Origin of the sequence: Serratia sp. PGPR-27 (assembly GCF_022678525.1) — a bacterium.
Classification (GTDB): domain Bacteria; phylum Pseudomonadota; class Gammaproteobacteria; order Enterobacterales; family Enterobacteriaceae; genus Serratia; species Serratia nematodiphila.
In genome coordinates this window covers 47,399-55,722 of record NZ_JALBYS010000039.1, presented here as the reverse complement: position 1 = coordinate 55,722, position 8,324 = coordinate 47,399, and the positions used below count along the sequence as shown (strand labels likewise).

The window sequence follows — 8,324 nt, the reverse complement described above, 5'->3', positions numbered from 1 at the left end:
AGTATGGCATGCAAAAGATCAGTACAATTTCTCAATGAAGCATGCGGTGAAAGAGGAAATAAAAAACTTTCTTCCAGACGTTGTGCATACTAATAACCTGGGCGGTTTTTCAATTTCTGCGTGGGATGCGGTGAAAGAGTGTAAGGTGAAACTGGTTCATACCGCGAGAGATTACTATCTCTTTCATCCTAACTCGACCTTGTTCAAACATGGCAAGGTGATGAGTACGTCAGAATTGAGTGTGAGGTTTTTCTCATTTTTTAAAAAGTGGAAGAGCAAAGCCGTTTTCAGTTTTGTTGGAATCAGTCGTTATATTTCTGATTTGCATACTACAAACGGATTTTTTAATGAAGATAGATGTTCGGTTATCTATAATCCGATAGAACCGCTTCGCTTTGAAGATAGAGAAAGTTCAACTTTTAGAGTCGGATTTATAGGTCGCCTTACTAGCGATAAAGGATTCGATGAATACTGTCGCCTTGCAGATGAATATAAGAATAGGGCAGATGTCAAGTTTTATGCGGCAGGTAGGTTTAATGGCGATGAAGGTAATGCCATGAAAATTTTGGCGGAAAAGTCAAATGTTGAACTGCTTGGTTTTATTGCGGTAGAAGAATTTATGGCAAATGTTGATGCAGTTATACTGCCAACAAAATGGAATGAACCATTTGGGCGTTCAGTTGCGGAGTGTGCGCTTTCTGGGAAGATTGTCTATACTAATTTCATGGGGGGGATTTCAGAAATAGCTGCCATGAGTAGTAATGTTAGGCCGCTAAACTCTTTCAAAGTTGAAGATACACGCACGCACAAAGAACGCAGCGTCGTGGAGAGTTTTGATATTGATAATATCGCGAAACGATATGTAGAGGTTTACAATAACTAAAATGAACACATCAACCTCAAAGATATTTATATTTTTTATTCTGACGTACCTGGCATTAGCTTCATTAAATGGGCTGGTTACAATTTTTGCTTATAATACTACACGTTTGATCTTGCTCTATAAAGATTTCTTCTCGATAGTATTTCCGTTGTTGATGATTTTCTTTTTTGTTGCAAATGGATATAAGGCAGGTAGGCAGTTCACCACATTGATGCTAACGCTTTTAGCGATTTGTTTTTTTATCCTTTCATATATTTTGGCGACCTTACTCTTTTCAAAATTTGATATGACAAGGATTGCTATACAGTTTCGAGTTGAACTCTTCGCAATTTCGGCAATATTGATCGCAGCGTTAGCGAGTATGTTTAGCACTGAAGAGAAAAAAAACATAGTATCTGTTTTTATTAAGTTTTATATTATTTTTTGTTCGATTAATGCGTTAGCCACTATTGCTGAGTTCTTCTCGGCAGAGCTTATTTTCCAGGTTCTGGGGTTCAATCCTGGCCCGATGTTAACCGCGTTTGGTAAAGACAATGGCCTTGTTTTACGCACTACAGATGGTTATTTAAGAGCTCTGGGTTTATTGACAACACCTTTCAGCCTCAGTGAATATCTTTTCTTTGGCCTCGCTCTTGCCTCATTTGTTTCAGCCAAGCGAAGAGCGCTATTTACATTCTTAATGATCGCAGGCATTCTTTGCTCTACATCAAAAACAGCTTTCGTGATGATGGTAATTTATGTTCTTTATATGATTATTAATAGACTTGTCTCGAATCAGAGAGCGTTGAGATTCATTACTTGGATTACTGTTGTTGTTTCCATTGTTTTTTTCCTTTCCGTTACTAACACATTTATATATGAAGTGTTTTCTTCAAAGGAAAATACATACGCCGAAAACAGTATTTTCTTGCGTATTCTTTATATTGAGCAAGTGTTAGATTCAGCCTACTCTATTTACTTTGGCTCTGGTTATGCTGTGAACGGTAGTGGTATGGTTGGGGTTGAAGATAATACAACGGCGATTCCGCTAGACAGTTTGTACATTTACCTTCTCTCAAATTATGGATTTGTTGGCGTACTGGTATTTATTTTCGGTGCTTTTTTACTGTTGGTTAGTTTGTATAAGAAGACATCTACCGTATTACCACACGGTGTCTATTTGTACTGGTTGATATCATTGCTAACAAATTTTGCCTATAATAATCCATTTACCAACTATCCTGGTTATATATTCCCGATAATAATAACTGCGCTTTTAGTTTCACTTAAACCGGAAGAATACTCCGATGAGGAGGGCAGTGCTAATCCAGTTTATACAAAAGTGAGTTAACGATTGTGATCTATGTTAATGGCCGTTTTTTAACGCAAGAGGTGACAGGCGTTCAACGCTTTGCTATTCAAATCTTACTTAATTTGATTAAGATCCGAGATGATATTGTTGTGCTTTGCCCTAAAACTACGCCAGATAATGAGATTACTAAGGCGTTTAATATAAAGAGAATCGGGCGCCTATCCGGACAGTTATGGGAGCAAACAGAGTTATTTCTCTTTATGGTGCGAAATGGAAATGTGCTTTTAAGTTTTTGTAATACCGCTCCAATAGGGTTCTTTAACAATATCATTGTTCATCATGATATAACTTATCGAGTTTATCCCAAAAGTTACTCACTAGGTTTTAGATTTTTTTATAGAATTTTTTCACCGTGGCTTTTAAAAAGAGGGAAAAAAATCATTACTGTCAGTGATTTTTCTCGAAATGAAATAGAGCGGGCCTACGGAATTGAGAATATTGATGTTGTCAATAATGCAGCTACTGAGGTTTTCTTTCCACGCAAAATTACTGAGCCAGACAATCCATATATTCTATGTGTATCTTCTCCAAGCGTTCATAAGAATTTTAAACTGATAATTGATAGTTTTGAAAAAATAAATAATAGTTTAGGTTTGGAGTTAAAAATTGTCGGTGCATCGAATAGAAATTTTTCAACAGTTACCTATTCTGCAGTGAGTAATAATTCATATATAAAGTACTATGGCCGAGTTACTGATGAGGAACTGGCAGTGCTTTATTCAGGAGCCTTTGCTTTCGTTTTCCCATCCCTCTATGAAGGTTTCGGAATTCCATTGCTTGAGGCTCAATCTTGCGGTTGTCCTGTTATTGCATCTAATACAGCATCAATGCCGGAAGTGTTGAACGACAGTGCGCTTTATTTTTCACCAACTTGTTCTGAAAGTTTAATTTCACAGATAGAGAAACTATACCATGATGGTGGTTTAAGGGATTCACTGATTAAACGAGGTTTTGAAAACGCTAAGCGATTTAATTGGTTGGCGTCGGCTAATAAAATAAATAATATACTTGAAGGCTACGCAAAAGATAAGCCCTGGAGTGATTAGTGAAAATATTGCATGTCGCCGAAACAATAAAGGGTGGTGTTGCGACAATCATGCGACAACTGGTTATGGAACAGCAAGATACTGAAGATGAGGTATTATGCATTGTTCCGAGACAACAGTTATCTGAACTGGTTGGTGTTAGAGAACATGTGCTTTCTCCATTCAATAGAACTGGAAGAAATACCATGTCATTATTTTTGCTTCTGTTTTGTTTTCTGCGAGTTGTTTTAAATAAAAAACCGGATGTAATTCATTTACACAGTAGTTTTGCTGGCTTTTTATGCCGTTTGGCTTTGCCTATAATATTTGTTTTTTATCACCCCAAAGTGATTTACTGTCCGCATGCCTTTGCTTTCTTAATGGATATTCCTGTTTATAAAAAGCGAGTCTACGCATTTATTGAGCGCATGCTAGAGAAAGTGACGGATAAAACTATTTGTGTCAGTGAATATGAATATAGGGAAGCCATAAAATGGGGGCTTAATCCAGAGCGTTTAGTCATTATCTATAATGGTGTTCAAGATCCTTTGATAGTAACGCAAAAAAGCCCTTATAAATACGCGAATAAAAAGAATATTCTCTTTGTTGGACGGACGGATCACCAGAAAGGTTTTGATCACGTTCTAAATATAACCAATTTGCTTTCTCAGAATGAGGATATACATATCACTGTGATCGGAGACTATGTTATAGAGTATAAGAGTCTTCCTGTATATGGTGAAAAAATAACGTACATAGGCTGGTTGAAGTATGAAGATATTGCACCTTATTTTTTCCATGCAACAGTCTTACTGATGCCAAGTCGTTGGGAGGCCTTCGGCCTTGTTGCCGTAGAGGCGCAAAGTTACGGTTTACCCGTTCTGGCTTTTGAACGAGGTTCACTGCCAGAAATTATTATAAATGGTGTCACAGGTTTTTTAGTTGATTATGGGGATATAAAAGGTTTTTCTACCGTTATTTGCGATAAAAATTTGGATTTTTGGAAAACGATGAGCGAAAGAAGTTATGATAATTACAGTAAAAACTTCAAAAGCTGTTTTATGACACAGAAAGTAAGTTCACTTTATCGTGAAGTTATAAAATAAATATCTAGCTTATCTAATTCATATGAAATTAATTTGACTCGCTGTTCGGTAATTACCTGTCTCTATAACGTGTTGAATTTTATAAAATAGTATTCGGGATGCATAATGAAAAAAACAAATGTTTTTTTTGGCGATTTTACGACAAAACTAATGCTAGCATTGTCAGATATTTTCTTTTTTAACATATCGGTCTATCTTTCGTATTTCATTCTTTACAAATTATTTGATGGGTTAAATAATTATATACCTCAGGATGAGTTTTTTATTCGTTCTGTTGCGCAGTTTGTTATATCTGTAGTGTGTGTTCTTTGGTTCTGGACAAGGCTTAGACACTACACATATAGAAAGCCATTTTGGTTTGAGCTCAAGGAAGTTCTCAGAACGCTAGTTATTTTTGCTGTTCTTGATTTAGCTCTAGTTGCATTTTCTAAGTGGAACTTTTCTCGTTCAGTTTGGGTGTTATCATGGATGTTGATAATTATTTTAGTGCCGTTGGGGAGAGCATTAACAAAAAAAATCCTTAACAAGATGGGGTTGTGGAAAAAACAAACCATAATCATTGGCTCGGGAAGAAATGCCTTTGAAGCCTATGCAGCATTGCAAAGTGAAGAAGTTCTTGGATTTGAAGTTGTTGCCTTTGTGTGTACGGATAAACCATGCGAAGATAATTATTTTGGCATCCCGGTCATTAATTCGGAAGAAGAGCTGTGGCGTTGTGTCAATGTTGAGAGTACGCAATTTATCGTCGCACTTGAATTTGAACAACATGCGCTACGTGATTGGTGGTTGAAAGATCTGGCTAAGCATAATTGTCGGTCGGTTTCTGTTATCCCAACTCTTCGTGGTGTTCCTCTTTATGGCACCGATATGTCATTTATTTTTAGTCATGAAGTAATGATTCTGCGGGTAAGCAATAATTTAGCCAAGCGTTCATCACGCTTCATTAAGCGCACATTTGATATTATTGGCTCATCTCTTATTTTGGTTGCACTTTCTCCCGTGTTGATTTTCTTGACTTACAAAGTTTCAAGAGATGGTGGTCGTCCTATTTATGGGCATGAGAGAGTGGGGCACAATGGAAAGAAATTTAAATGCTTAAAGTTCAGATCGATGGTTCTAAACTCTCAGGAAGTACTTGCAGATTTATTGGAGCGAGATCCTGAGGCCAGAGAAGAATGGAATAAAGACTTTAAATTGAAAAACGACCCACGTATTACAAAGATTGGTGCTTTTATTAGAAAGACAAGCCTGGATGAGTTACCTCAATTGTGGAATGTACTTCGTGGTGAAATGAGTCTAGTTGGCCCAAGACCGGTTATTGAAAAAGAATTGGAACGTTATGCAGGTGATGTCGATTACTACTTCATGGCGAAGCCAGGAATGACAGGATTGTGGCAGGTCAGTGGCCGTAATGATATTGATTATGACACGCGCGTGTATTTTGATGCATGGTACGTTAAGAATTGGGCGCTTTGGAATGACATTGCGATTCTATTTAAAACTATAGGTGTTGTATTAAAGCGTGATGGCGCATACTAACTTTATAATAGTTTATTTTATGGGAATGGATAATGAGAATCGCACTCGATAGCCGATTTATGCAAAAGGTTAGTCAAGGGACTGGAACGTACACAATAGAATTGGCGAATAACTTGGTTTCGTGCATAAATCGCGATGATAAGTTATTGCTTCTGGCGGACGATCCTGCCATTGTTTTAACTAAGCAGGCTGGGCAACCTTTCTTAAATGATAATCGTGTAGAAATAAAGAAGTTGATATCAGGTTGGACGCCTATGAACCTTCTCGGCGGATTTGCACTTGCTGAATGGCGCAATAAATGCGATCTCTTGCATACAAATTATTTATCACCCTTGGTTACAACCAGAAGTACGAAACATGTTGTGACTGTTCATGATGTCATGTTCCGTACGCACAAACAGTACTTCAATCCTAAGTTGACTAAAGGATTGGAAATTTTCACGCCGCCTAGTTTAAAAAAAGCAGATCATATAATTGCAGTTTCTCATTATACGAAAGATGAGATAATCAAGAACTTCGGTGTTAATGAAAATAAAATTACGGTTGTGCACGAAGCTGCGAGCAAGCAGTTCCACGTGAAAGATAAAGTAAAATCTAATGATGTAATCGCTAGTCTGGGTGTGACTAAGCCATATTTTCTTTTTGTCGGGCGGTTTGCCGCGATTAAGAATATTGATAGTGTTATTGCTGCATTCGAGAGACTTGCCGATGCTGATGTGCAGTTAGTTTTGGTTGGAGGGTTCGATCCGGCATTTCCTAATCCTGCCTTGGAAAATAAAATATTTAATAACCCGGATAAAATAAAAGTCCTTCGAGGTGTCTCGAATGAGGACCTTGTTCATTTGTATAACAACACGCTTTGCCTGGTATTTCCAAGTTTTGCCGAGGGATTTGGTTTGCCTATTCTAGAAGCGATGTCTTGCGGGGCTCCTGTCATCACCTCTACCGCAGGTTCCTGCCCGGAAATAGCTGGTGATGCAGCATTATTGGTTAATCCAAATGACCTTTCTCAGTTAGTTAGTGCTATGGAGAATGTTTTTAATGATGCTCAGTTACGTGCCTCTTTGTCAGAAAAAGGTTTAAGAAGAGCTGATACTTTCAGTTGGCAGCGATGCGCAACGGAGACTTACTCTGTTTATGAAAATATCATAGGAAAGTTTTGATATGAAAGTTATTACGGCTATCGGCAAAGATTTCGATTCGTTATGTGATCGGTTGTCTAAAGAAATAATTAAAGAATTTTCCCCTGATGTTATTATTGGTGTTGCCACTGGTGGACGCTATGTCGCTGAGGAAATTGGGAAAAAAATTAATGTTCCGCTTGTTATAATAAAAAGGCAGCGAAGTTCTACTAAGAAGAAGTCCAAGTTCAGAATGGCTTCTTTTTTGCCTTTCCTCCCAAGGCCGATAAATGACTTATTGAGAATAGCGGAAATAAAATTCAACGAACGTAAGTTCAGAAAATCCGGAAGAATATTGTCAGTAGGAGCTGTGGCGCATATCTCCGGCGACTTGGAACACCTGCGAAAAGGTAAGAGAATTCTAATTGTTGATGATGCTGTTGATAGTGGTGGTACGTTTATTGATTGCATCAATTTTCTCCAACCGTATCTTTCATCGGATTCGGTCGTTAAAACTGCTGCGTTAAATGTCACATTTGACGAGCCTGCTTTTATTCCAGATTTTTATCTTTATAAGGGCTATCTTATTCGTTATCCCTGGGCTAGTGATGTTAGGAGAAAAGGTTGAAATCCGTATATGATCTTGATGGCACACTTGTGCCATTTAACACGTTTAAAGTATGGGTTGTTCTGTCTTTTTTCATCTCTATTTTTTTCCTTAGATGGTATTTTTTATTCTCTATTATTAAATTCGCCATATGCAGGAAAATTGGGAGAATGGATCGCGTTGGATTTAAGGTGGCTTTATTAGCGATTCAGCAACGCACCAAGTTTTGGCCCTATGTCGGTAAGAAGTACGGAAAATGGTTGGCCCGCCATTCTCTCCGAAAGGATTTGCTCGTTCTAGGTGATAATTCGACTAAGTGCTTGGCAACTGCAGCGCCGGATATTTATGTGTCCTCTTTCTCTCAGGAAGTTAATGATTTTGATGTCACTATATGTGCACATTTTTGCCACTCAGGTGAATTTGTCGAAACATTAAATGTAGTGAAGCTTAAATTCGTTCGGGAGCAATTTTCTGAGGAACCAGATCTTTTCTTTACTGATCATTATGATGATATCCCGTTAGCTATGGCTGCTAAGTTTACCTATATTGTTTCTCCATCAATAAAGTCCGAGAGATTATTTTCCGACATGCTCAATGCAGGGCGTTATACGATAGTATAACGGTACTATTTTAAAAATGATAAAAGCGAGACTGTGTTTATCGTCTCGCTTTTTTTTCGGCTTTAAACCACC

The 8,324-nt window shown here is 37.7% G+C and carries 8 protein-coding genes; all 8 read left to right on the top strand.

Features of this window, described 5'->3' with window-relative positions:
• Window positions 1–883, top strand: an 883-nt coding sequence (locus tag MMS95_RS19355; RefSeq protein ID WP_242142097.1) for a glycosyltransferase, incomplete at its 5' end; no start/stop codon positions are given.
• 1 nt (window position 884) lies between these two features.
• Window positions 885–2,213 carry a hypothetical protein gene (locus MMS95_RS19350; RefSeq protein WP_242142095.1) on the top strand — a complete coding sequence of 443 codons (1,329 nt, stop codon included), beginning with the start codon at window positions 885–887 and terminating at the stop codon, window positions 2,211–2,213.
• A gap of 5 nt (window positions 2,214–2,218) precedes the next feature.
• Window positions 2,219–3,280 (top strand): glycosyltransferase family 1 protein, encoded by a 1,062-nt coding sequence (locus MMS95_RS19345; RefSeq protein WP_074469399.1) that lies wholly within the window; start codon window positions 2,219–2,221, stop codon window positions 3,278–3,280.
• A complete protein-coding gene (locus MMS95_RS19340; protein WP_033633511.1) occupies window positions 3,280–4,365 on the top strand; it encodes a glycosyltransferase in 1,086 nt (361 codons plus the stop codon). Before MMS95_RS19345 ends, MMS95_RS19340 begins: the two co-directional genes overlap by 1 nt.
• A gap of 105 nt (window positions 4,366–4,470) precedes the next feature.
• On the top strand, window positions 4,471–5,904 hold the full coding sequence (gene wbaP, locus MMS95_RS19335) for an undecaprenyl-phosphate galactose phosphotransferase WbaP (protein WP_033633510.1): 1,434 nt from the start codon (window positions 4,471–4,473) through the stop codon (window positions 5,902–5,904).
• A gap of 32 nt (window positions 5,905–5,936) precedes the next feature.
• The gene (locus MMS95_RS19330; RefSeq protein ID WP_060559049.1) at window positions 5,937–7,067 is read left to right on the top strand and encodes a glycosyltransferase family 1 protein; all 1,131 of its coding nucleotides are present in this window, start codon (window positions 5,937–5,939) and stop codon (window positions 7,065–7,067) included.
• 1 nt (window position 7,068) lies between these two features.
• Window positions 7,069–7,653, top strand: a complete 585-nt coding sequence (locus MMS95_RS19325; RefSeq protein WP_242142092.1) for a phosphoribosyltransferase — start codon at window positions 7,069–7,071, stop codon at window positions 7,651–7,653.
• Window positions 7,650–8,252: a haloacid dehalogenase-like hydrolase gene (locus MMS95_RS19320; protein ID WP_060559056.1), complete on the top strand. Its 603-nt coding sequence runs from the start codon at window positions 7,650–7,652 to the stop codon at window positions 8,250–8,252. The genes MMS95_RS19325 and MMS95_RS19320 overlap by 4 nt, the downstream gene beginning before the upstream one ends.
• The last annotated feature ends 72 nt before the right edge of the window (window positions 8,253–8,324 follow it).